The sequence below is a fragment of the Streptomyces sp. 135 genome (assembly GCF_020026305.1).
Classification (GTDB): domain Bacteria; phylum Actinomycetota; class Actinomycetes; order Streptomycetales; family Streptomycetaceae; genus Streptomyces.
Map to the genome: position 1 here is coordinate 6,162,005 of NZ_CP075691.1, position 23,771 is coordinate 6,185,775.

A 23,771-nucleotide genomic window follows, 5' to 3' on the forward strand; every position below is an offset into this window, starting at 1 on the left:
GTTGGCGCGGGCCTCCTTCGGCTGAGGAGTACGGTTCAGCTCCGCGCCGCCGCGGCCCTCACCAGTCCCCGTTCGTACGCGAGGATCACCGCCTGCGCCCGGTCGCGCAGCCCCATCTTGGTGAAGAGGCGGTTGATGTGCGTCTTCACGGTGTGGTCGGTGATCGTGAGGCGGTCGGCGATCTCCGCGTTCGACAGGCCCTGCGCGATGAGGACGAGCACCTCCACCTCACGGGCCGTCAGCCCGTCGACGCCGCCCGCGGGAACCGGGGGGACGGCGGCCCGCTGGCGCGTGAACTCGGCGACGAGACGCTTGGTGATCTCTGGCGACAGCAGGGCGTTGCCCGCCGCCACGACCCGTACCGCGTGCAGCAGTTCGGGGAACGTCGCGTCCTTGAGCAGAAACCCCGAGGCCCCGGCGGTCAGCGCCTCGTACACGTACTCGTCGAGGCCGAACGTCGTCAGCATCAGCGCCTTCGTCGCGCCGCCGGACGCCGCGAGGATCTCGCGGGCCGCGTCGATGCCGTTCTTGCGCGGCATACGGATGTCGAGCAGGACCAGGTCGGGGCGGTGCTCGGCCGCGAGGCGGACGGCCTGGGCGCCGTCCTCGGCCTCGGCGACGACCTGGATGTCGTCCTGGGTGCCCAGGAGGTTCACGAAACCGGTGCGCACGACGGCCTGATCGTCCGCGACGAGGGTTCTGATCACGGCGGGGGGTCCCTTCCGCTCCGGAGCGGGTCCGTTCCTCTCCGGAGCCTGGATGTCCTTCGTCACCACGGCAGTTCCGCCTCCACGCGGAACCCGCCGTCGCGGCCCGCGCCCGCGGTGAGGCTGCCGCCGACCAGGGCGGCGCGCTCACGCATGCCGGTCAGGCCGTGGCCGCCAGCGCCACCGCCGTCCCGCGGCGGTCCGGGGCCGTCGTCGGTGACGCGGAGCGCCAACCGGTCCTTGCGGTAGTCGAGTTCGACGAGCGCGCGGGCGCCGGGGGCGTGCTTGCGGGCGTTCGTCAGGGACTCCTGCACGATGCGGTACGCCGACAGCTCCCACACCGCGGCCAGCGGCACCCGCTCCCCGCTGATCCGCAGCTCCGCGGCTCCGCCCACCGCGCGGTGCTGCTCGATGAGTTCGTCGAGGTGGTCGAGGGTGGGCTGCGGGGCGGTCGCGGCGGCCGCGGTGGTTCCGGTGTGCCGCGGGGCCGGGGTGCGCAGGACGCCGAGGAGCCGGCGCAGCTCGGCCAGGGACGCGCGGGCCGTTCCCGCGATCTGCTGGAAGCCGTCACGGGCCTGCGGGCTCAGCCCCGGCGTCGTGTACGTCGCGCTCTCCGCCTGCACCGCGATCATCGACACGGAGTGCGAGACGATGTCGTGCAGCTCACGGGCGATGGCCGCGCGCTCGGCCTCGGCCGCCCGCCGCCGCTCCTCGGCGATCAACTGCGCCTGCGTGTGGGCGCGTTCGCGCCGTGTCTCCTCGCGGGAGCGCACCGCGTCACCCATGCAGACGGCGCCGAGGATCACCGCCGATAGCCCGAACGCCTCGGCGAACAGGCCGAGTGACCCGGCGTTGCCGAGCGGCGGCACGTCGGGCAGCCGGTCGTCGCGGGCCCAGCGCAGGACGTGCCACAGGTTCACCGCGAGGGCCCCGAACGCGCCGCCCGCGATCAGCAGCGCCGGGTGCAGCACGCGGTGGCGGCCGAGGACGTAACAGCTGACGAGCCCGCTGATCATCACCGCGATCGACAGCGACGAGTCGGCGCCGAAGCTCAGCAGCCCGGCGGCCACGCTCACCAGGGCGACCGGCGGGAAGGCCCGGCGCCACATCAGCGAGGCCGTGGAGATCAGGATGGCGGCCCCGTTCGTCAGCGAGCCGGGGAACGCGCTGAGTTCGGCGACCGCCCCCACGGTCAGGGCCGCGCCCGTGCACCACGGGTAGGCGGGGGCGGCGGCCAGGGCGCGCAGACGTCCGCGCACCGGGCGGGGCCGCCGAGGAATGGTCGTGCTCATGCCCCGATTCTCGCGGGGCGGCAGGGAGCGCCGCGTCGGCGCCGAGGTGGAGAACGGCGCGGGATGTCATGCCACGGGTTGATCCACGGTCCCGGAGCCTCGTGCGACGCGCCGCGCGCCGCGCGTTCCTACCGTCGGAGCATGCCCCACCCGCCTCGCATCCCTCGCACTCTCGTCATCACCAACGACTTCCCGCCCCGGCAGGGCGGCATCGAGACCTTCGTGGACACCCTCACCCGGCGCTTTCCGCCCGGCACGGCCGTCGTGTACACCTCCGCCGAGCCGGGCGACGTGGCGTACGACAGCACGTTTCCCCACCCCGTCGTACGCGACCGGGCCCGCACCCTGCTGCCGACGCGGCGCACGGGCGAGCGGGCCGTCGCCCTCGCCCGGCGGTACGGCTGCGACCGCGTCTGGTTCGGTGCCGCAGCCCCGCTCGGGCTGCTCGCCGGACGGCTGCGGCGGGAGGCCGGGGTGCGCACGGTCGTCGCCACGACCCATGGCCACGAGGTGTGGTGGGCCCGCACCCCGGGCGCGCGGACGCTGCTGCGCCGCATCGGGACGGGCGCCGACTGCGTCACGTATCTCGGGCCGAGCACCCGCGAACCCGTCCGCTGGGCCATGGACCCCGATGTGCGGTTCGCCCGCCTGGTGCCGGGCGTCGACGCCGAGGAGTTCGGGCCGGGCGTCGACGGCCGCCCGGTGCGCGAGCGGTACGGACTCACGGACGGCAGGCAGGTCGTCCTGTGCGCGGCGCGCCTCGTGCCGCGCAAGGGGCAGGACACCCTGATCGAGGCGTGGCCGATGGTGCGCAGGGCGGTCGCCGGCGCCACGCTGCTGCTGGTCGGCGCCGGACCGTACGAGGCGCGGCTGCGCCGGCTCGCCGAGGAACAGGGCGTCCTGGACGGCGTCGTCTTCGCGGGCGGCCACCCGCACCACGCGATGCCGCCCTTCTACGCCGCCGCCGACGCCTTCGCCATGCCGTGCCGCACCCGCAGAGGGGGCCTGGAGGTGGAAGGGCTCGGCATCGTCTTCCTGGAGGCGGCCGCCGCCGGACTCCCCGTCGTGGCCGGGGACTCCGGCGGCGCACCGGACGCCGTACGGGACGGCGAGAGCGGCTACGTGGTCGACGGCCGCTCCCCGGCAGCCGTCGCCGACCGCCTCGTACGCCTGCTGCGCGACCGCGGCCTCGCCCGCTCCATGGGGGACAAGGGGCGGGCGTGGGTGCGGGAGGAGTGGGACTGGGGGCGGTCCTACGAGGTGCTCGCCGGGCTGCTGGAGCCGCGCGCCTAGGGGTGACTGGGGGTGTGACCGGGGGAGTGACCGGCGGTGTGGCCCGGAGTGTGGCTGGGGGCGGGCTCCGGCGCGTACCCCCCGGCCGAGAGGAGGGAGTCCAGCTTGGCGGGGGCGTCCTCGACCCGGTCCACCAGGGCGATCCGTGACTCCATGGACCTGCCGCGCGCCAGCGACTGGAGCAGGGGCCAGACCGGGAGGTGCTCCGTCCAGTGCGCGCGGTCGACCAGGACCATCGGGGTGGGCTCGCCGCGCGACTCGTAGTAGTTGGGCGTGGTGTTGTCGAAGACCTCCTGGACCGTGCCCGCGGCGCCCGGCAGGAAGACGACGCCCGAGTTCGAACGGGCCAGCAGGCCGTCCTCACGCGTGGCGTTGGCGAAGTACTTGGCCAGGTGGGAGGCGAAGGCGTTCGGCGGCTCGTGGCCGTAGAACCACGTGGGGATGCCGACCGAGGCGCCGCCGGATGGCCAGCGCTCGCGGACCGCGAAGGCCGCCCGCGCCCACTCGGTGACCGACGGCGTGAACGACGGCGCCTTGGCGAGGATTTCCAGGGCCTCCTCCAGCATGCCGTCGGCGAAGACGGCGGCGTACGCCCCGAGGTTCGCCGCCTCCATCGCGCCGGGGCCGCCGCCCGTCGCGACCGTGAAGCCGGCGCGGGCCAGCGCGCGGCCGAGCCGGGCCGCGCCCGCGTACTCCTGTGTGCCGCGTGCCATCGCGTGGCCGCCCATGACGCCCACGACCCCCGCGCCGGCGAGCAGTTCGTCCAGGGCGTCGGAGATCGAGTCGTCGTGTATCGCGCGCAGCATCGAGGAGAAGACGTCGCCGTCGGCCTTGGTCCGCTGGAACCAGTCGTACGCGTGGGCGTCGGGCGTCGCGTCGTACCCGCCCCCGGCGAGGCCGGCGAACAGGTCGTCGGGAGTGTAGAGCAGCCCCCGGTAGGGGTTGAACGGCAGCCCGGGGACCGGCGGGAAGACCAGCGCGCCCGAGGCCCGCACCTTCGCCGCCGCGTCCTCGCTCATGGGGCAGCCCAGGAAGACGGCACCCGCGACATGCGCGGCCTTGAGCGTGGCGGTGCGCTCCGTCAGGTCGACGGCCTGGACGCGGCAGCCGGCGAGAGCGCCGCGTCCCGAGACCTCGTCGAACTCGGCGAGGGTCTCGATCTCACGGTCCTCGCCGGTCGCACGGGATGTGGATGTCGGTTCGTCGGTCGGCTGCATCCGCCCATACTAGGAAACGATGACCGTAGCGCCTGGGGGCCGGGTGCGGCGCCGGCATCGCGGAAGGCGAGTCGCGCACCCGGGTAGGTCGGGGGGCGACCCGCTGCGTATCTTCGTACAGCCGTTATCGGACGGTGATGACTGTGCGAGTCGGATGGTGACACTCCTCAGGGAGGCACACGCGGTGTGCCGGGGGTGGCCCCTTGTTGCGGTAGCTGAGTGAAACGAGGACGAGCATGGCTGAGGTGGCGGTCGAGAAGGAGCGCTCGGTGCCACGATCGCGGGCCTCTCGTGGGAGCGGCGGGGTGGGCGAGCCGGAGCTGCGGCAGTTGCTCGCGGGGCTGACGGCCGTACGGGACGGCGATTTCGGTACGCGGCTGCCGGACGAGGGCGACGGGCTGATCGGGGAGATCGCCGCCGTCTTCAACGGCATGGTCGATCAGCTGTCGCTGTTCACGTCCGAGGTGACGCGCGTGGCGCGCGAGGTCGGCACGGAGGGAACGCTGGGCGGGCAGGCCGTCGTACCCGGTGTCTCCGGGACCTGGGCGGACCTGACCGACAACGTGAACGCCATGGCGGGCAACCTGACGACCCAGGTCCGCGACATCGCCCAGGTGGCGACCGCCGTGGCCAAGGGCGACCTGTCGCAGAAGATCGACGTGGACGCGCGCGGCGAGATCCTGGAGCTGAAGGACACCGTCAACACGATGGTCGACCAGCTCTCCGCGTTCGCCGCCGAGGTGACCCGCGTCGCCCGCGAGGTCGGCAGCGAAGGGCAGCTGGGCGGGCAGGCCCAGGTGCCGGGCGTCGGCGGTGTCTGGCGGGACCTGACCGACTCGGTGAACCTGATGGCCGGCAACCTCACCGACCAGGTCCGCAACATCGCCCAGGTCACGACCGCCGTGGCCAAGGGCGACCTGTCGCAGAAGATCACGGTCAACGCGCGCGGCGAGATCCTCCAGCTGAAGGAGACCATCAACACGATGGTCGACCAGCTCTCGTCGTTCGCCGACGAGGTCACCCGCATGGCGCGGGACGTGGGCACCGAGGGCATCCTGGGCGGCCAGGCCGACGTCAAGGGCGTCTCGGGTACCTGGCGGGACCTGACCGACTCGGTGAACAGCATGGCGGGCAACCTCACGGACCAGGTGCGCTCGATCGCCCAGGTGGCCACCGCGGTGGCCGGGGGAGACCTGTCGCAGAAGATCACGGTCAACGCGCGCGGCGAGATCCTCCAGCTGAAGGAGACCATCAACACGATGGTCGACCAGCTCTCCGCGTTCGCCGACGAGGTGACCCGCGTCGCCCGTGAGGTCGGCACCGAGGGCAATCTCGGCGGCCAGGCGACGGTCCGCGGTGTCTCCGGCACGTGGAAGGACCTCACCGACAACGTGAACGTCATGGCCTCCAACCTGACGGGCCAGGTGCGCTCCATCGCCCAGGTCGCCACCGCGGTGGCGCGCGGTGACCTCTCGCAGAAGATCACCGTGGAGGCCAAGGGCGAGGTCGCCGCGCTCGCCGGCGGGATCAACACGATGGTCGACACGCTCTCGGCCTTCGCCGACGAGGTGACGCGCGTGGCGCGCGAGGTCGGCACCGAGGGCCAGCTCGGTGGTCAGGCCCGCGTCCCGAACGTGGCGGGCACGTGGAAGGACCTCACCGACAACGTCAACTCGATGGCCAACAACCTGACCAACCAGGTGCGCAACATTGCCCTGGTCACCACCGCGGTGGCCAACGGCGACCTGTCCAAGAAGATCGACGTCGACGCCCGTGGGGAGATCCTGGAGCTGAAGACGACCATCAACACGATGGTCGACCAGCTCTCCGCGTTCGCCGCCGAGGTGACGCGCGTGGCGCGCGAGGTCGGCAGTGAGGGCAGACTGGGCGGCCAGGCCGAGGTCGAGGGAGTGTCGGGCACCTGGAAGCGCCTGACCGAGAACGTCAACGAACTGGCCGGCAACCTCACCCGGCAGGTCCGCGCCATCGCCGAGGTGGCGAGCGCGGTGGCCGAGGGCGACCTGACCCGCTCCATCACCGTCGACGCCTCCGGCGAGGTCGCCGAACTCAAGGACAACATCAACACCATGGTCGAGTCGCTGCGCGAGACGACCAGGGCCAACCAGGAACAGGACTGGCTCAAGTCCAACCTCGCCCGCATCTCCGGCCTCATGCAGGGCCACCGGGACCTCGCCGTGGTCGCGGAGCTGGTCATGGACGAGCTGGCTCCCCTCGTCGCGGCGCAGTACGGAGCCTTCTACCTCGTCGAGGAGACGGACGGGTCCACCGGACTCACCCTCGTCGGGTCCTACGGCCGCCCCGTCGACAGCGTCGGCCGCAGACGCTTCCAGCTCGGGGAGTCCCTGGTGGGCCAGGCGGCGCGCAGCCGCCGGCCCATCGCCGTCAACCGGATCCCGGCGGACTACGTCAGCATCTCGTCCGGGCTCGGGCAGGCCGCGCCGGGCAGCTTGATGGTCGTACCGATCCTCGTCGAGGACCAGGTCCTCGGTGTCATCGAACTGGCGTCGTTCGAGCAGTTCACCCCGGTGCACCGGGACTTCCTGGAGCAGCTGATGGAGACGCTCGGGGTGAACGTCAACACCATCGTCGCCAACGCGCGCACCGACGAGCTGCTGGAGGAGTCCCAGCGGCTGACCGCCGAACTCCAGGCCCGCTCCACGGAGTTGCAGGTCCAGCAGGACGAGCTCCAGCGCTCCAACGCCGAACTGGAGGAGAAGGCGGCCCTGCTGGCGACCCAGAACCGCGACATCGAGACGAAGAACCTGGAGATCGAGCAGGCCCGCCAGGAACTGGAGGCACGGGCCCAGCAGCTGTCCCTCACCTCCAAGTACAAGTCGGAGTTCCTGGCCAACATGAGCCACGAGCTGCGCACCCCGCTGAACAGCCTGCTCATCCTCGCCCAGCTCCTCGCGCAGAACCCGACGCGCAACCTCACCGCGAAGCAGGTCGAGTACGCGGGCATCATCCACTCGGCGGGTTCCGACCTGCTCCAGCTCATCAACGACATCCTCGACCTGTCCAAGGTCGAGGCGGGCAAGATGGACATCAACCCGGAGCCGGTGCCGCTGCGCAAGCTCCTGGACTACGTCGAGGCGACCTTCCGCCCGATGACCACCCAAAAGCACCTCGAATTCACCATCAGTACCGCGCCCGACGTGCCGTCCGAGCTGCGCACCGACGACTCCAGGCTGCGGCAGGTCCTGCGCAACCTCCTCTCCAACGCGGTCAAGTTCACCGAGCGCGGCAGCGTCGAGCTGCGCATCGAGCGGGCCGGGGACAGCGAGGTGCCGGCGTCCGTGCGACGCGGCGAGGCGATGCTGGCCTTCCGCGTGAAGGACACCGGCATCGGCATCGCCGAGCACCAGCTCGAAGCGATCTTCGGCGCGTTCCAGCAGGCCGACGGCACCACCAGCCGCAAGTACGGCGGCACGGGCCTCGGCCTGTCCATCAGCCGGGAGATCGCCCACCTGCTGGGCGGCGTGGTCGTCGCCGCGAGCACGCAGGGGCAGGGCAGTACGTTCACGCTCTACCTGCCCGTGAGCCGCGCCGAGTGGGAGACCGGGGCCGTCGCCCCGCAGGTCACGCGGGCCACACCCATCCGTGCGGCGGGTGACGGGGCCGGCATCGCCGCCGCCCCGGCGCCGCAGCGCAAGCGCCGGCTGCTCGTGGTCGAGGGGCGGGCGCGCGGCCTGCTGTCCCTGGTGGCGGAGAGCGCCGTCGCCGACCTGTCCGGGGGTCGGGAGCCTTCCGTGAAGCCGGCGGAGGCGGACTTCGAGGTCATCACCGCGGTCGGCGCGGTGGAGGCGGCCGAGAGCCTGGCCGCGGGGGCCTGCCACTGCGTCGTCCTGGAGCTGGACATGCCGAAGGACGAGGCGTTCGCGTTCCTCGACGCGATGGACGGCGACACCGCCGTGACGTCCGTACCGGTTCTCGCGCACAACAGCCGCCGCCTCGACCCGGAGCACGAGCAGCGGCTGCAGTCGCGCTCCCACACGCGCCCCCTGGAGCTGATCTCCAGTCTGGACGAGCTGCGTGAGCGCATCGCGCTGCACCTGTCCGCCGAGCAGCCCGGCGACGTGGTCCCGCTGGCGCGGGGCGAGGAGGTCGGCGAGCAGCCCCCGCCGGCCGCGGGCGGCAGCCTCTCCGGGCGTGTCGTGCTGGTCGTGGACGATGACGCCCGCAACCTGTACGCCATCAGCGGCATCCTGGAGCTGCACGGCATCGAGGTGCTGCACGCCGAGAACGGCCGCAAGGGCATCGAGACGCTCCGGGCCAACCCGGAGATCGACCTGGTCCTGATGGACGTGATGATGCCCGAGATGGACGGGTACGCGGCGACGACGGAGATCAGGCAGGACCCGGCCTACGCGACGCTGCCCATCATCGCCGTGACGGCGAAGGCCATGCCGGGCGACCGGGAGAAGAGCCTCGCCTCCGGGGCCAGCGACTACGTCACCAAGCCCGTCGACGCGGGCGACCTCATCGCCTGCATCGGGCGCTGGCTCAGTGAGGAGTCGACGGTCCGGTGACCACCTCACAGCCCCTTGAGGACCCCGCCTCGCCCGAGGACCACCAGATCCCCGGCGCCCGGGTGGAGAGCACCGGCGTGGGACGGCTCGCGGCGACGGTGGAGCGGCTGCGCGGCGAGATCCTCGCCGCGCAGGCGGCAGCCGACGGCCGCGCCCTGATCGAACTGGCCAAGGGCGTGCTGATCGAGCGGCTGCGGTGCGGTCCCACCATGGCCGCGCGGCAGCTGGCGTCACTGGCCGGGGAAGCGGGCGTCTCCCAGCTGGAACTGGCCGCGGACATCGTCAACCAGTCCTCCCAGGACCAGCTCACCGAGATCGCCGCCGGTTTCGCCAGCCAGGCCAACGGCGAGGCGCCCCCGGGGCAGACCGAACCCTCCGTCGGCGTGCGCCTGCGTGCGGCGGAGAGCGGCGCGCTGGCCGCGGGCGACACGCAGGCAGCCGCCCAGTCGCTCCTCGCCCACGCCCTGACCCCGCTGGGGGCCTGCGCCGTCGCCGTGTGGAGCGCGGGAGCCGACGCGTCACTGGCCCTGGCGGGGCACGCGGGATTCACCGCGGACGAGGCCGGCCGCTGGCGCTACGTCCCTCCGGGCGTGTCCACCCTGGCCCGGCTGGCGCTGACGGAACGCCAGCCGGTGCACGTCACGGACATGTCCGCGGAGGGCCTGCCGTCCATCGGCCGCGCCGATCACCCCCGCGGCGGGCGCATCGCGCTCCCGGTGGGCACCGGAGGCCGCGTCAACGGCGTTCTGGAGATCTGCTGGCCGAGCCCGCTGGAACCGCAGCCACCGCAGATCCTCCGCCAGATCGAGGCGCTGGCGGAGCTGTGCGCCCACACCCTGGAAAGCCGGCCGGCCCCGGCGACGCCCTCGGCGGACACGTCGCCGCCCACGCCCTACCTCGCCGAACTGGTGGAACTCGCGGAAGGGCTGTACGACCCCGCCCTGGTCCTGGTCCCTTACCTGGACGCCGACGGCCGGCTCACCGACTTCCGTGTCCACCACGTCAACAGCAGCTTCGTCGACCCCGCGGGCAGGCCCCGCAGCGCCGTGCACGGAGCACTGCTGCTCGAGGCCTACCCGATGGCCGTCGGCGGCAGCGAGCTGTTCGAGCGGATCGAGCGGGTGTACGCGACGGGCGAGCCGTTCCGCACCCGCCGGATGACCCTCACGGCGCTGGTCGGTCAGGTCTCCCTCGCCGCGGTCGCCGACATCAGCGTCAGCCGTCAGGGCGGCTGTGTGCTGCTCATCTGGCGCATCGAGGACGAGGCGGCCCGCCTGGCCCACCTCCTGCAGCACGCCCAGCGCCTGGGCAGGATCGGCGGCTTCGAGGAGAACCTCACCACGGGCGAAGTCACCTGGAACGAGCAGCTGTTCGACCTGTACGGCCGACCGCACGACGCGCCGCCCGTATCCCTGGAAGCGCTGACCTCGTACGCCCACGCCGACGACGCCGCCACCATCCGCCGTTTCCTGCGCACCGTGCTCCATCACCGCAGGTCGGCCTCCGCCGCCTTCCGCCTCGAACGTCCCGACGGCGTCACACGGCACATGCGGGTGATCGCCGAACCCGTTCTCGACGCCGACGGCCGACTGCTGTCCGTGCGCGGCGCCTACCAGGACATCTCGTCCCAGCACTGGACCGAGGTGGCCCTGGCGGCGACCCGCGACCAACTGGCCCACACCGAACAGCAGGCCGCCGAGAGCAACCGCCTGACCCTCCAGTTGCAACACGCGATCATGCCGCCCACCGAGGCCCCGCTGAGCAGCCCGGGCCTGCAGATCGCCGTGCGGTACCGGCCCGCGGAATCGGAGTCCATGGTCGGCGGGGACTGGTACGACGCGGTGACCCTGCCGTCCAAGCAGATCATGCTGTGCGTGGGAGACGTGGCGGGGCACGGCATACAGGCCGCCACCAGCATGGTCGTCCTGCGCAACGCCATGCGCGGCCTGGCCGTCACCGGGGCCGGACCCGGGCAGCTGCTGTCCTGGCTCAACATCGTGGCCCACCACCTGACCACCCACGTCACGGCGACAGCGGTGTGCGGTCTGTACGACCCGGAGCGGCACACCCTGCGCTGGGCGCGCGCCGGGCACCTGCCGCCGGTGCTGCTGCGCGGGCAGCAGGCGACCCCCCTGCCCGCGGTCGGCGGCATCCTGCTGGGAGCCCTGGCCGAGACCGACTACGAAGAACAGGAACTGCGCCTGGAACCCGGCGACACCCTGCTGATGTACACCGACGGACTGGTCGAGCGCCGTGACGAGGCGGTCCAGGACTCCCTGGCCCGTCTGCTGACCGCGGCGGGGCCCGCCGCCACGAACCTGGAGCAGCAACTCGACGGTCTGCTGACGCACAGTGCCTCCGACACCGACGACGACACCTGCCTCATCGGCGTGCGGGTCACGTGAGCGGCTCACGGCGACCGGCTCTGGCATCCGCCCGGAGCAGAGATACTGGGGGGCGACGTCCTGGACGGAAGCGGGAGGACGATGTGAACGACCCGCATGAGCGGAAGAAGGGCGCGGACGGGGCGGTGCTTGCGGGCAAGCGCCTGCACCTCAGCCCCCTGGCGGACCGAGCCGGCCTCGCGGTGGCCGGTGAGGTCTGCCTGCCCACGCACATGGTGTGGGAGCAGGCCCTGGAGCGGGTGGCCCAGCGGCACCACGGCTCCTACCACTTCGACCTCTCGGCACTGACCTTCATCGACATGGCCGGAGCCACGGCCCTGGCGTTGACCGCTCAGGGCCTGAACGGCGAGCAGCGGCTCGTTCTGGAAAGTCCGCCACCTGCCCTGAGCCGTCTGCTGGAGCTGTTCTGGCCCAATCTGCCTGCAATCGAGGTGGCCACGTCATGAGTGCCATGACCGAGACCGAACCCTTCGTCCACCCCGCGCTGTTCTACCGGGGGGAGCGGGAGTACGTGGCGGGCACCGTACCGTTCGTCGAAGAGGGGCTGGACGCCGGCGAGGCGGTGGCCGTGTCGGTCCCCGGCCCCAATCTGGAACTCATCCGCGACGAGTTGGGCGCACGGGCCGCGCAGGTGAAGCTCCTCGACATGACGCAGGTGGGGCGCAATCCCGGCCGGATCATCCCGCGGGTGCTGCGCGCCTTCGCGGATGCCCATCCCGCAGGGCGGGTGCGGATCATCGGCGAGCCGATCTGGGCCGGGCGCTCCCCGACGGAGTACCCCGCCTGCGTCCAGCACGAGGCGCTGATCAACCTCGCGTTCCAGGGCCGGGCGGTGACCATCCTCTGTCCCTACGACGTGGAGCGCCTGGAAGAGACGGTCCTGGCCGACGCGTATGCCACGCACCCCACGATCATCGAGGCCGGTGCGCAGGGAACCAGCGCGGCCTACGCCCCCGAAGCGGTCATCTCCCGTTACAACGAGCCGCTGACCGCACCCGGTGACGTGCCGCAGATGCCCTACACGGCGAAGACGCTGCCCGACGTACGGCATTTCGCCACCGGCCGGGCTGCCGAGCTGGGCCTGCCCGAGCCCCGGCTGCAGGATTTCGCCCTCGCCGTCGCCGAGCTGACGACCAACAGCGTGGTGCACGGGCGGGGCTCCGGTGCGCTGCGGGTCTGGCGCCAGGACGACTCCGTCGTGTGCGAGGTGCGGGACGCCGGGCTCCTCACCGACCCGCTGGCCGGCCGCTGCCCTCCGCCGCCGGGCCAGGCCGGGGGCCGGGGGCTGCTGCTGGTGAACGTGGTCGCCGACCTCGTCCGCGTCCACACCGCTCCCGGCGAGGGCACGACGATCCACGGTTACTTCCGCTGCTGACCGTCGATGACACGTCCGGTGTGGGCTGCCGTGGGGCGCCCGCGCCGGACGCGGAGGGCGCCCCGGCCGGGCTCAGCCCTGGACCTCGGAGGGGTCCATCCACATGAACTCCCAGGTGTGGCCGTCCAGGTCGTCGAAGCCGCGGCCGTACATCGTGCCGTAGTCCTGCACCTTGCCGGGGGTGGCACCGGCGGCGATCGCCTTGTCGACGATCTCGTCGACCTTCTCGCGGCTCTCCGCGCTCAGACACAGCAGCGCCTCGCTGGTCTTCGTGGAGTCCGCGATCTCCTTCTCGGTGAAGTCCGCGTAGCGCTGCTTGCCCAGCATCATCGCGACGATGGTGTCGCTGATGACCACGCACGCGCAGTCGTCCGTCGTGAACTGCGGGTTGATGGTGTAGCCGAGCTCCGTGAAGAACTTCTTCGTCGCGTCGACGTCGTTCACGGCGAGGTTCACGAAGATCATCTGCTGGTACATGAGTGTCTCTCCCGGTGAGGTGCGAGTCCGTGTGCGTGTGCCGTAGGCGTTTGCCGTAGGCGTTTGCCGTACGCAGGGTTAGACGCGTGTTCGACACCGAACTCATCGCTCGCCGTGAAGTTTTTCGTACGAATTTTTCAGGGGCTCAGGGGCTCAGGGGCAGTGCCGCCAGCTCCGCCACGACCCAGGTCAGCGGGGCGAACACGGCGGTGAGTGTGCCCGCCCGCAGCGCCGCTGAGCCGCGGAGCATGGTCGCGGGCGCCCCGAGCCGCAGCAGCGCGGCGGTCGTGTGCGCGCGGGACTGCCGGGCCTCGACGGCGGTCGTGGCCAGCGTCAGCACGGCGCAGCCCGCGACGAGCAGCGCGCCCAGCGCGGTGAGCGGCCCGACGCCGGGGAGGGGCCCCGCGTACAGGACGACCGAGGCGTACGCGCTCGACGCCACCGCGCACAGCACGCCGAGCGGTCGGCCGATGCGGCGCGCCTCCTCTTGCAGGACGCGCCCGGCGAGCAGCCGCATCGCGCCGGGCCGCACGGCCTGGAGCACCCGGCCGCAGAGGTAGGTCAGGCCCGGCCCGGCGAGCGCGAGGCCGAGCGCGGTCAGGGCCCATCCGGCGAGGACGCCCACGGAGGCGCCACTGGCCCCGCCCGGCATCCTGAAGCCGGCGCCCGCCACGCTCCCCGAGCCGCTCGCGTACGTCTCCACGGCGAGGCCGGCAGCGAGCAGCGCGACGCCCCACGGCAGACCGCTCGGCGCCGGTGCCGGGGCGGCTTACCCTCGGCACCCTCGTCACCACGGGGCCGCGCCCCTGCCTTGCCGGGCCGGGGCCGCAGCGCGGTGGCGCTCGCGGCCGAGGCGGCGAGGGGGACCACGGTGAGCAGGGTCAGCGCGGCGGCGAGCGGCAACGGCCGGTCGCCGGCGAGCAGTCCGGCCGCGGCGCCGTCGAAGGGCAGCCCCGACAGGTCACCGCGCAGATGCAGGAAGAAGAGCAGCGCCAGCAGGGAGCCGAGGGTGCAGGCCACCGCCGTGGAGATGCCGGCGAGCACCATCAGGCGCCCGGGGCCGAGCCCCACGGCGGAGAGCCCGGGGCGCGGGCGGGTACCGGGGTCGGTGCGCGCCACGGCGACGGCGAAGTACACGGTCGCGGCGATGGGCGCGACGCACCAGGCGAGACGCAGCACGGAGCCGGTGCCCGGGTACTGCATCGCGTACGCCAGGGTGCACAGGAGCAGGAAACCGGTACCGGCGGACGCGGCGGCGACGAGCAGGCGCCGCACCTGCACGCCCGGGTGCGCCCCACGGGCTAGACGGAGAGCGAGCACGCGGCCCGGCCTTCCGCCTCGGAGACGCGGGGAGCTCCGCCGTTCCCCGGGGCTGGGGTGTCTGGGGTGGGTGATGGCTCGGGCGTGGCGGTGGCGGTGGCGGCGTCGGGAGAGGCAGGGACCGCGGAAGCCTCGGCAGGACTCGCGCCCTCGGCGACGTCTGAAGGGTCGGCGGTGCTCGACTTGTGCGAAGGGCTCGAAGCCGTGGGGGTACGCGAAGTGCTCGCGGGAGCCGCCCCGGCGGAGCTGGAAGCGCGGGCTCGGCGCGGACCCTTCTTGGCCTTCCCCGGAGTCGAAGCCGCGGAGGCCCCCGAAGCCTTCCCGGAAGCCGAAGCCGCAGCCGAAGCCGCGCGGGAGCCCGAAGCCCGCGCTCGGCGCGAAGCCCGCTTGGGCGCGGCCCCTGCCGCCTGGCCTGCACCACCGGCACCACCGGCACCACCGGCATCACCGGCATCACCGGCATCACCAGCACTGGAGGACGCCCCCGCACCCCCAGTCACCGTCGTCCCCGCCGTCGCCGTCGAGCCCCCCTCGGCCGTGCCGTCCTCGGCGGGCGGGAGCTGCACCGTGCTCACCCGGCGGCCGTCGAGCAGCGCGGCGGTGCGGTCGGCGAGGGCGGCGAGGTCCGGGTCGTGCGTGGCGAGGACGACCGTGATGCCGTGCGAGCGGGCCGCGGTCATGAGCGTGCGCAGCACATGCGCGCGGTCGGCGCGGTGCAGCGGCGCCGTGGGCTCGTCGGCGAAGATCACCGACGGCGTGGTGGCCAGCGCGCGGGCGACGGCGACGCGCTGGCGCTCGGCCTGGAGGAGGGCGTGCGGGCGCTTGCCGGCGCAGCCGCCGACGTCGAGGCGCTCCAGCCACTCCTTGGCGGCGGGCTTGGCGGCGCGGTGAGAGGCGCCGCGCAGCATCAGCGGCAGCGCGACGTTCTCCCAGGCGGTGAGTTCGGGCACGAGGTGCGGCGCGGGGTCGATCCAGCCGAAGCGGTCGCGGCGCAGGCGTTCGCGCACGCGCCGGCCCATCGTGTGGACGGGGGCGCTGTTGAACCACACCTCGCCCTGCTGGGGGAGCAGTTGGCCCGAGAGGCAGCGCAGAAGAGTCGTCTTGCCGCTGCCGCGTGGACCGGTGACGGCGAGGATCTCACCCTCGCGGACACCGAGCGAGACGCCGGTGAGAGCGGGGGAGCCATTGTGTGTGACATGCAGTGCGCGTGCCCACAGCACGTCGTTGTCCGGCGGGGCCACCATGGCGTACACCTCGGTTCAGATCAGTTGCCTCCCCCGTACGGGGGAACGAAGGCGGGGCCGATCGGTCACTGGGCACGCTATGGATTCGGGCGGACTTGCCAGGAAAGGACGCGGCCCGGAGGCGCCCGTTCTCACTCGAACGGTCGCCTCCGGGCCGGTGTTGATCAGACCATCATGCGCGATCCGCTGACGGTCAGAGCTTCGTCCACGCCTCCGTGAGCACCTGCCGCAGGATGCCCTCGATCTCGTCGAAGGTCTCCTGGGTGGAGATCAGCGGCGGCGCCAGCTGGACGACCGGGTCGCCGCGGTCGTCGGCACGGCAGTACAGGCCGTTGTCGTACAGCGCCTTGGAGAGGAAGCCGTACAGGACGCGCTCGGTCTCCTCGTCGTTGAACGTCTCCTTGGTGGCCTTGTCCTTCACCAGCTCGATGCCGTAGAAGAAGCCGTTGCCGCGGACGTCGCCGACGATCGGCAGGTCGTGCAGCTTGCGCAGGGTCTGGTAGAACGCGTCCTCGTTGTCCAGGACGTGCTGGTTCAGGCCCTCCTTCTCGAAGATGTCGAGGTTGGCGATGCCGACCGCGGCCGACACCGGGTGGCCGCCGAAGGTGTAGCCGTGCAGGAAGGTGTTGTCACCCTTGTAGAACGGCTCGGCGATCTTGTCCGAGATGATGCACGCGCCGATCGGGGAGTAGCCCGAGGTCATGCCCTTGGCGCAGGTGATCATGTCCGGGACGTAGCCGAACTTGTCGCAGGCGAACATCGTGCCGAGGCGGCCGAAGGCGCAGATGACCTCGTCCGAGACGAGCAGCACGTCGTACTTGTCGCAGATCTCGCGCACGCGCTGGAAGTAGCCGGGCGGGGGCGGGAAGCAGCCGCCCGCGTTCTGCACCGGCTCGAGGAAGACGGCGGCGACCGTCTCCGGGCCCTCGAAGAGGATCTCCTGCTCGATCTGGTCGGCGGCCCAGCGGCCGAAGGCCTCGGGGTCATCGCCGTGGATCGGGGCGCGGTAGATGTTGGTGTTCGGCACCTTGTGCGCGCCGGGGACCAGCGGCTCGAAGGGGGCCTTGAGCGCCGGCAGACCGGTGATGGACAGGGCGCCCTGCGGGGTGCCGTGGTAGGCGACCGCGCGCGAGATGACCTTGTACTTCGTGTGGTTGCCGGTGAGCTTGTGGTACTGCTTCGCCAGCTTCCACGCGGTCTCGACGGCCTCGCCGCCACCGGTGGTGAAGAAGACCTTGTTGAGGTCGCCGGGCGCGTAGTCGGCCAGGCGCTCCGCCAGCTCGACGGCCTTCGGGTGGGCGTAGGACCACACCGGGAAGAAGGCGAGCTCCTGTGCCTGCTTGTAGGCGGTCTCGGCGAGTTCGTGACGGCCGTGTCCCGCGTTGACGACGAAGAGGCCGGAGAGGCCGTCAAGGTACTTCTTGCCCTTGTCGTCGTAGATGTAGGTGCCCTCGCCACGCACGATGGTGGGAACGGGCGCGTTCTCGTACGACGACATGCGGGTGAAGTGCATCCACAGGTGGTCGTAGGCGGTCTGGCTGAGGTCCTTGCTCACGGCTATCGGGTTCCCCACATATAGGTCTGCTTCTTGAGCTTGAGGTAGACGAAGCTCTCGGTGGAGCGCACGCCGGGGAGGGCGCGGATGCGCTTGTTGATGACGTCGAGCAGGTGGTCGTCGTCTTCGCAGACGATCTCCACGAGGAGGTCGTGCGAGCCCGCGGTCATCACCACGTACTCGGCCTCCGGCATGGCGGCCACGGCGTCCGCGACCGGGTCCACATCGCCCTCGACGTTGATGCCGACCATCGCCTGCCTGCGGAAGCCCACGGTGAGCGGGTCCGTGACGGCGACGATCTGCATCACGCCTTGGTCGAGCAGCTTCTGGACGCGCTGGCGCACGGCCGCCTCGGAGAGGCCCACGGCCTTGCCGATGGCGGCGTACGGACGGCGTCCGTCCTCCTGGAGCTGCTCGATGATCGCCAGAGAGACGGCGTCCACGGGAGGGGTGCCGTTCCCACTGCCGCTGCCGCCCGGATTGCCGGTGCGGGAGCTGCGGGGGTTACTGGGGTCTGCGCTGCGACTGGCCACGACCTCACTGTGCACGACGTCTCGTCACTTCCGCAAGGCCAGATCGATGAAATTCGTTGTCTGGGACTCCGATACTCACGGATTCCGCAGTTCTGGGGCGCCGGGTATGTTGAAAGCGTCGGTGCAGCGACTAGGGTGGGAGTCTCAACCACTGGACATCTGACTTGGAGGGCCGCGGAAGTGACCACCGAGCTGCGCCGTCTGCGCAACTACATCAACGGAGAATTCCGGGACGCGGCCGACGGACGGACCACCGAGGTGATCAATCCGGCGACCGGCGAGGCCTACGCCACCGCGCCGCTGTCCGGCCAGGCCGACGTCGATGCGGCCATGAAGGCCGCCGCCGACGCGTTCCCCGCCTGGCGCGACCAGACGCCCGCCGAGCGGCAGAAGGCCCTGCTGAAGATCGCCGACGCGTTCGAGGAGCGGGCCGAGGAACTCATCGCCGCCGAGGTCGAGAACACGGGCAAGCCGATCGGACTCACGCGGTCCGAGGAGATCCCGCCCATGGTCGACCAGATCCGCTTCTTCGCGGGCGCGGCCCGGATGCTCGAAGGCCGCGCGGCCGGCGAGTACATGGAGGGCCTCACCTCCATCATCCGCCGCGAGCCGATCGGCGTCTGCGCCCAGGTCGCGCCGTGGAACTACCCGATGATGATGGGCGTATGGAAGTTCGCCCCGGCGCTCGCGGCCGGTAACACGGTCGTGCTGAAGCCGTCGGACACCACCCCCGCCTCGACCGTCCTGATGGCCGAGATCATCGGCTCCATCGTGCCGCCCGGCGTCTTCAACGTCGTCACGGGCGACCGCGACACCGGCCGCCTGATGGTGGAGCACCCGACCCCCGCGATGGCCTCCATCACCGGCTCCGTGCGCGCCGGCATGCAGGTCGCCGAGTCCGCGTCCAAGGACCTCAAGCGGGTCCACCTGGAGCTCGGCGGCAAGGCTCCGGTCGTCGTCTTCGAGGACACCGACATCGCCAAGGCCGTCGAGGACATCTCGATGGCGGGCTTCTTCAACGCCGGCCAGGACTGTACGGCCGCCACGCGCGTGCTCGTCCACGAGGCCATCCACGACGAGTTCGTGACGGCGCTCGCCAAGGCCGCCGCCGACACGAAGACCGGGCAGCCGGACGACGAGGACGTGCTCTACGGCCCGCTCAACAACGCCAACCAGCTGAAGCAGGTCTCCGGCTTCATCGAGCGGCTGCCCGCGCACGCCAAGGTCGAGGCGGGCGGTCAGCGGGTCGGCGAGAAGGGCTACTTCTACGCCCCGACCGTCGTCTCGGGCCTCAAGCAGGACGACGAGATCATCCAGAACGAGGTCTTCGGACCCGTCATCACCGTCCAGTCCTTCACGGACGAGGCGCAGGCCGTCGAGTACGCGAACGGCGTGGACTACGCGCTCGCCTCCTCGGTGTGGACCAAGGACCACGCGCGCGCGATGCGGATGTCCAAGGTGCTCGACTTCGGCTGCGTGTGGATCAACACGCACATTCCCCTCGTGGCGGAGATGCCGCACGGCGGGTTCAAGAAGTCGGGCTACGGCAAGGACCTTTCGGCGTACGGGTTCGACGACTACACCCGCATCAAGCACGTGATGACGTCCATCGAGGGCTAGTCGCCTCGGGCGGCGTGGGCCCGCGCCCCTGACGGGGCGCTCCCGCGGCGGCTTAATTCGTGTGACCGCCGATCCGCCCCCGCGTACCGTTGCGTACGCGGGGGCGGCTCCGTGGTGTGCTTCCTTCTTTCTTCTTATGCAAAAAGATCCGTAGCGCACCCACTTCCCGCCCCCGCTTTTTCTCTGCACCACGGGGGTGGACCTGATGACGACGAGCACGACGAGCGACGACCTCGCCGGGCTGCTGCTGCGCCGTCGGCAGAGCGTGTACGTTCCCGAAGGCGCCGGCCGGTCCGCCGAGACCGACGCCGCGGTGGTCGTCCTCGAAACCGAACTCGCCGACCGGGGCCACCTGTTGACCGCCCCGCTGCGCCGCGCCCTGACCGCGCTCGGGCCCGCGGACCTCGCCACGACCGGGCGGAAGCTGCTCGCCGACGTCGACGCCCTGATGGGCTCGGACCGCACGCACACCCCGCTCTTCGCACGGTTCCCCGACGAGATCCCCTACCAGCACGCGTACGACCGCTTCACCGCGACCGTCGTCGCGCACCTCGCCGCCCAGCCGCACCAGCCCTGCATGAACTGCGCGGGCACCAAGGCCCCGGTCCGCGCGCTCGCGCCCTGCGCGCACCTGCTGTGCGCCGACTGCCACCGCAAGGAGCAGGACTGGGGCTGCTGCGACGAGTGCTGCGTCTGGTACACCTGCCCGATCTGCGAGCAGCGCTACGAGACGGACGGCCCCACCGACCCCTGGCTCGACACCGGCGCCGGCCTCGGCGGCGACGGCGGCCCGGTCCTGCGCGCCCTGTGCCTCGCCGAGCCCGGCGAAGCCGCCGCCGAACTCGCCGCCCTGCTCGCCCGCCGCACCCCTTTGAGCCCGCAGGACCACGACGACCTCGTCCTGCTCCTCGGGCACGCCGACCCGGCACACGCCGCCGACTGGCTGCCCGCGTCCATACCGCTGCGCGAGAGCAAGGCCCTCGCCCTCGCGCCGCTCCTGGACCTGCCCGAGACACGCGCGCTGGTCGGGCGGTACGCGGACACCGCCACCGACGTGCTGCGCATCCTCGTCGTACGCTCCGGCGGCGACCCCGACCTGCTCGAACCGCCGCGTCTGCGCGGCCTTTCGCGCCCCGTGCGCCGCGAACTCCTCGCCCTGCTCGACCGGCTGGACTTCGCGCGCCTCGCCGAGGACATGGCCCGCCGCCCGCGCGTGTGGAAGCGGGTCGGCGAGCTCCTGCATCCCTTCGAGGGCGCCCACCGGCACGCGCGCGTGGCGCTCGCGTTCGCCGTCCTGCGCGAGACGCGCCTCGACGACGGCGCGCTCAGCGAGGTGCTGCTCACCGAAGCCGCCCGGCACGACGGTGTCCGGCTCGCGGGCGACCGGCTGCGCGTCGTCACCTGGCAGAGCCGCGTCGAGGAGGCCCTCGGCCGCTGGGACACCACGGCCGCCGCCGGGCTGCTGCGCGCCCGCCCCGGGGAACTGCTGCGCCGCCTCGCCCTGTTGCTGGCCCGCTCCGGCTCGGCGACCCTCCCCGAGCCGGTCGGCGAGGCGCTCGCGCACGCCTTGCCGCGCACCGCTCCCGGCCCGCTGCTCGGCGCGTACGGCCAGCTGCGGATCCGCTCCGTGCCGTGGCACCGCCGCGTCTTCTTCCCGCGCGGGCGCGTCACCAAGGCGTACGCCGTCGAGGACCACCGCCCGCCGCTGCCCTCCCGCGTCGCGGGCCGCGCCGCCGAGCTGATCGAGGCCGAAGCCGTCCGGCGCCTTGCCGCGCGCGAGGGGGAGCGCTACGACGTGGCCGTCCTGGACGCCTCCCTCGCCGACCTGCCGGTGCCGTTCGCCGAGCGCGCGTCGGCGGCCTCGCTGGTCGCGGTGCCGCGCGGCAGCTCGCTGCCCATGCCCGCGGACAGTGAGACCGTGCGGCTCTTCCTGCACTGGACGCAGCCCAAGGGCACGCGCGTCGACCTCGACCTGTCCGTCGCGCTCTACGACGACCTGTGGCGCTTCATCGGCCACTGCGACTACACACACCTGGAGTACGCGGGCGGCGCCGCCCGGCACTCCGGCGACCTGACCTCGGCGCCCGCCCCGCATGGCGCCACCGAGTACCTGGACCTCGACCTGCCCCGGCTCGCGAGCACCGGGGTGCGGTTCGTCGTGCCGGCGGTCATCTCGTACAACGACGTGCCCTTCGACGAACTCCCGGACGCCTTCGCGGGGTTCATGGCGGTCAGGGGCAAGGAGCGGGCCGTCTACGAACCGCGCACCGTGCGGCAGCGCTTCGACCTCGGGGGCGACGCGAAGCTGCGCGTGCCGATGATCGTCGACCTGCGGACGCGGCACGCCTGGTGGGCGGACGTCACGCTCGCCACGACGGGCATCGACCACGACGTGTGGCGCTACCGCAAGCAGATCGGCCGCCTGGGCAACGACCTGCTCGACACCTTCCGACCGCGCGGCCGGGCCACCCTGTGGGACCTGGCCTGCTGGACGGCCGCGGCCCGCACCGACGGCGAGGTGTACGTCCGCGGGCGCGGCCACGTCCTGTGGGGCTACCGCCGCGCGGCGGACGAGCCGCGCGCCGACTTCGCGCTGCGCATCCGCGACGGCTGGGAGCCGGACGCGCTGCGGGCCGAGCCCGACCTGGCCGGCCGCCGCACCCTACTCGCCCTGCTGCACGGGGAGTTGGCGGGGGCGGATGACATCACGTCCGGCACGGCGTACCGCCTCTACCCCGGCCCGGTCGACGCCGCGCCGCTGGAGCGGATCACCGCGGGGGACCTGGCGGCGTGGCTGGCGCCCGTCGGCTGAACCGCCGCGCGGGGCGGTGATCGACAGGGTGTCGGGTCAGGCGCGCCCGGCTCGACGCAGCGTCCATTGCCCGGCGGGGAAGCGGGGGCGCATGCTGCCGGGTGTGCGAGCGAACCCGAGAGCCTCCTCCGTGTCCCGTCGTTCCCTGCTGCGTGCCCTGGGCGGCGGGGCGGCCGTCAGTACGCTCGCGGGCTGCGGGGTCCCCGCCGCGTACATCGCCCCGGACGAGCGGTCCGCGGCCGACCGCTCGGCGCGGGACAAGAAGCTGACGTTCGCCAACTGGCCCCTGTACATCGACACGGACGACGAGAACAAGACGAAGCGCCCCTCGCTGGACGCCTTCGAGAAGCGGACCGGGGTAGACGTCCGCTACACGGAGGAGATCAACGACAACGACGAGTTCTTCGGCAAGATCAGCCCGTCCCTGATGAACCACCAGGACACCGGCCGCGACCTCATCGTCATCAGTGACTGGATGTGCGCCCGTTTCGTACGCCTCGGCTGGGTGCAGGAGATGGACCGGGCCGCGCAGCCCAACGTCACGAAGTACCTGGACCCTCTCCTCCGTTCACCGCACTTCGACCCGGGGCGGAAGTACACCGTGCCCTGGCAGTCGGGCATCACCGGCATCGCGTACAACAAGCGGAAGGTCGGCCGGGAGATCAAGCAGGTGTCCGACCTGTGGGCGGACGATCTCAAGGGGCGGGTCACGTTGCTCTCCGGGCTCGACGAGGCGTTCGCGCTGCTGCTCCAGGGCGACGGCGTCGACATCACCAAGTGGAAGCCCGACGACTTCCACCGGATGTGCGACAAGGTCGAGAAGATGGTGAACAGCCACCACATCCGCCGCTTCACCGGCAACGACTACATCAAGGACCTTTCCAGCGGCGACGTGCTGGCCTGCCAGGCCTACAGCGGTGACGTCATCCAGCTCCAGGCGGACGACCCGGACATCGAGTTCGTGGTCCCCGAGGAGGGCGCGGAGCTGTGGGCCGAGTCGCTGATGATCCCCAACCTGGCAGGCCACAAGCGGAACGCCGAGCGGCTCATCGACCACTACTATGAGCCGGAGGTGGCGGCGGAGCTGGCCGCCTGGGTCAACTACGTCTGCCCGGTCCCGGCCGCCCGCGACGTCCTCGCCTCCGCCAAGGACAAGGAGCTGGCCGCTCTCGCCGAGGACCCGCTGATCTTCCCGGACGACGCGATGCGGGGGCGGCTCGCCATCGCGCGGGACATCACGCCGAAGGAGCGGACGGAGTTCGCGAAGCGGTGGAACGTGTTGGCGGGGCTGTAGGACTCCGCGTCACCGGGCTCCGCCGAGGCCCGCTGACGGCCCCCATTAGACTGCGGGCCGGGTACAGGTGTTCGTAG

At 72.0% G+C, this 23,771-nt stretch carries 14 protein-coding genes and 2 pseudogenes; 8 read left to right on the forward strand and 8 right to left on the reverse strand.

Features of this window, described 5'->3' with window-relative positions:
- Nucleotides 1-35: 35 nt before the first annotated feature.
- The gene (locus KKZ08_RS27940; protein WP_223777053.1) at nucleotides 36-707 is read right to left on the reverse strand and encodes a response regulator transcription factor; all 672 of its coding nucleotides are present in this window, start codon (nucleotides 705-707) and stop codon (nucleotides 36-38) included.
- Nucleotides 708-769: 62 nt separating this feature from the next.
- Entirely contained in the window at nucleotides 770-1,999 is a 1,230-nt protein-coding gene (locus KKZ08_RS27945; RefSeq protein WP_223777054.1) for a sensor histidine kinase, read from the reverse strand.
- A gap of 141 nt (nucleotides 2,000-2,140) precedes the next feature.
- On the opposite strand from KKZ08_RS27945, the gene KKZ08_RS27950 reads away from it, so the two are divergent.
- Entirely contained in the window at nucleotides 2,141-3,292 is a 1,152-nt protein-coding gene (locus KKZ08_RS27950) for a glycosyltransferase family 4 protein (protein WP_223777055.1), read from the forward strand.
- Here KKZ08_RS27950 and KKZ08_RS27955 read toward each other — a convergent pair.
- Complete coding sequence (locus KKZ08_RS27955) at nucleotides 3,289-4,509, reverse strand: LOG family protein (protein ID WP_223777056.1); 1,221 nt, start codon at nucleotides 4,507-4,509, stop codon at nucleotides 3,289-3,291. The genes KKZ08_RS27950 and KKZ08_RS27955 overlap by 4 nt on opposite strands.
- A gap of 236 nt (nucleotides 4,510-4,745) precedes the next feature.
- Here KKZ08_RS27955 and KKZ08_RS27960 point away from each other — a divergent pair, with 236 nt between their 5' ends.
- From KKZ08_RS27960 to KKZ08_RS27975, 4 genes are all read left to right on the forward strand, one after another.
- A complete protein-coding gene (locus KKZ08_RS27960) occupies nucleotides 4,746-9,059 on the forward strand; it encodes a HAMP domain-containing protein (RefSeq protein WP_223777057.1) in 4,314 nt (1,437 codons plus the stop codon).
- Between the two features lie 47 nt (nucleotides 9,060-9,106).
- Nucleotides 9,107-11,464 carry a SpoIIE family protein phosphatase gene (locus KKZ08_RS27965; RefSeq protein ID WP_223779216.1) on the forward strand — a complete coding sequence of 786 codons (2,358 nt, stop codon included), beginning with the start codon at nucleotides 9,107-9,109 and terminating at the stop codon, nucleotides 11,462-11,464.
- Nucleotides 11,465-11,547: 83 nt separating this feature from the next.
- The gene (locus KKZ08_RS27970; protein WP_223777058.1) at nucleotides 11,548-11,910 is read left to right on the forward strand and encodes an STAS domain-containing protein; all 363 of its coding nucleotides are present in this window, start codon (nucleotides 11,548-11,550) and stop codon (nucleotides 11,908-11,910) included.
- Entirely contained in the window at nucleotides 11,907-12,839 is a 933-nt protein-coding gene (locus KKZ08_RS27975; protein WP_223777059.1) for an anti-sigma factor RsbA family regulatory protein, read from the forward strand. Before KKZ08_RS27970 ends, KKZ08_RS27975 begins: the two co-directional genes overlap by 4 nt.
- A gap of 72 nt (nucleotides 12,840-12,911) precedes the next feature.
- Here KKZ08_RS27975 and KKZ08_RS27980 read toward each other — a convergent pair whose 3' ends face one another.
- The 5 genes and pseudogenes from KKZ08_RS27980 to KKZ08_RS28000 form a co-directional block, all read right to left on the reverse strand.
- Nucleotides 12,912-13,316 carry a VOC family protein gene (locus tag KKZ08_RS27980; protein WP_223777060.1) on the reverse strand — a complete coding sequence of 135 codons (405 nt, stop codon included), beginning with the start codon at nucleotides 13,314-13,316 and terminating at the stop codon, nucleotides 12,912-12,914.
- 145 nt (nucleotides 13,317-13,461) lie between these two features.
- A pseudogene (locus KKZ08_RS27985) lies at nucleotides 13,462-14,636 on the reverse strand (hypothetical protein).
- Between the two features lie 551 nt (nucleotides 14,637-15,187).
- A pseudogene (locus tag KKZ08_RS27990) lies at nucleotides 15,188-15,880 on the reverse strand (ATP-binding cassette domain-containing protein); the annotation flags it as partial.
- A 193-nt stretch (nucleotides 15,881-16,073) separates the two neighbouring features.
- Entirely contained in the window at nucleotides 16,074-17,453 is a 1,380-nt protein-coding gene (locus KKZ08_RS27995; protein WP_223777061.1) for an aspartate aminotransferase family protein, read from the reverse strand.
- Nucleotides 17,438-17,983, reverse strand: coding sequence for an Lrp/AsnC family transcriptional regulator (locus KKZ08_RS28000; protein WP_127911332.1), 546 nt, complete (start codon nucleotides 17,981-17,983; stop codon nucleotides 17,438-17,440). Before KKZ08_RS28000 ends, KKZ08_RS27995 begins: the two co-directional genes overlap by 16 nt.
- A gap of 165 nt (nucleotides 17,984-18,148) precedes the next feature.
- Between KKZ08_RS28000 and KKZ08_RS28005 the strand changes: the two genes are divergently transcribed.
- The 3 genes from KKZ08_RS28005 (at nucleotide 18,149) to KKZ08_RS28015 (ending at nucleotide 23,694) form a co-directional block, all read left to right on the forward strand.
- Entirely contained in the window at nucleotides 18,149-19,588 is a 1,440-nt protein-coding gene (locus tag KKZ08_RS28005) for a gamma-aminobutyraldehyde dehydrogenase (protein WP_223777062.1), read from the forward strand.
- A 205-nt stretch (nucleotides 19,589-19,793) separates the two neighbouring features.
- Nucleotides 19,794-22,400 (forward strand): MXAN_6230/SCO0854 family RING domain-containing protein, encoded by a 2,607-nt coding sequence (locus KKZ08_RS28010; protein ID WP_223777063.1) that lies wholly within the window; start codon nucleotides 19,794-19,796, stop codon nucleotides 22,398-22,400.
- A 130-nt stretch (nucleotides 22,401-22,530) separates the two neighbouring features.
- Nucleotides 22,531-23,694, forward strand: a complete 1,164-nt coding sequence (locus KKZ08_RS28015; protein ID WP_223777064.1) for an extracellular solute-binding protein — start codon at nucleotides 22,531-22,533, stop codon at nucleotides 23,692-23,694.
- Nucleotides 23,695-23,771: the final 77 nt, after the last annotated feature.

Excerpts from the sequence above, each read along its gene's own strand:
- KKZ08_RS27945 (WP_223777054.1), bottom strand. The coding sequence starts at position 1,999 with ATGAGCACGACCATTCCTCGGCGGCCCCGCCCGGTGCGCGGACGTCTG.
- KKZ08_RS27950 (WP_223777055.1), top strand. The coding sequence starts at position 2,141 with ATGCCCCACCCGCCTCGCATCCCTCGCACTCTCGTCATCACCAACGAC.
- KKZ08_RS27955 (WP_223777056.1), bottom strand. The coding sequence starts at position 4,509 with ATGCAGCCGACCGACGAACCGACATCCACATCCCGTGCGACCGGCGAG.
- KKZ08_RS27960 (WP_223777057.1), top strand. The coding sequence starts at position 4,746 with ATGGCTGAGGTGGCGGTCGAGAAGGAGCGCTCGGTGCCACGATCGCGG.
- KKZ08_RS27975 (WP_223777059.1), top strand. The coding sequence starts at position 11,907 with ATGAGTGCCATGACCGAGACCGAACCCTTCGTCCACCCCGCGCTGTTC.
- KKZ08_RS27980 (WP_223777060.1), bottom strand. The coding sequence starts at position 13,316 with ATGTACCAGCAGATGATCTTCGTGAACCTCGCCGTGAACGACGTCGAC.
- KKZ08_RS28010 (WP_223777063.1), top strand. The coding sequence starts at position 19,794 with ATGACGACGAGCACGACGAGCGACGACCTCGCCGGGCTGCTGCTGCGC.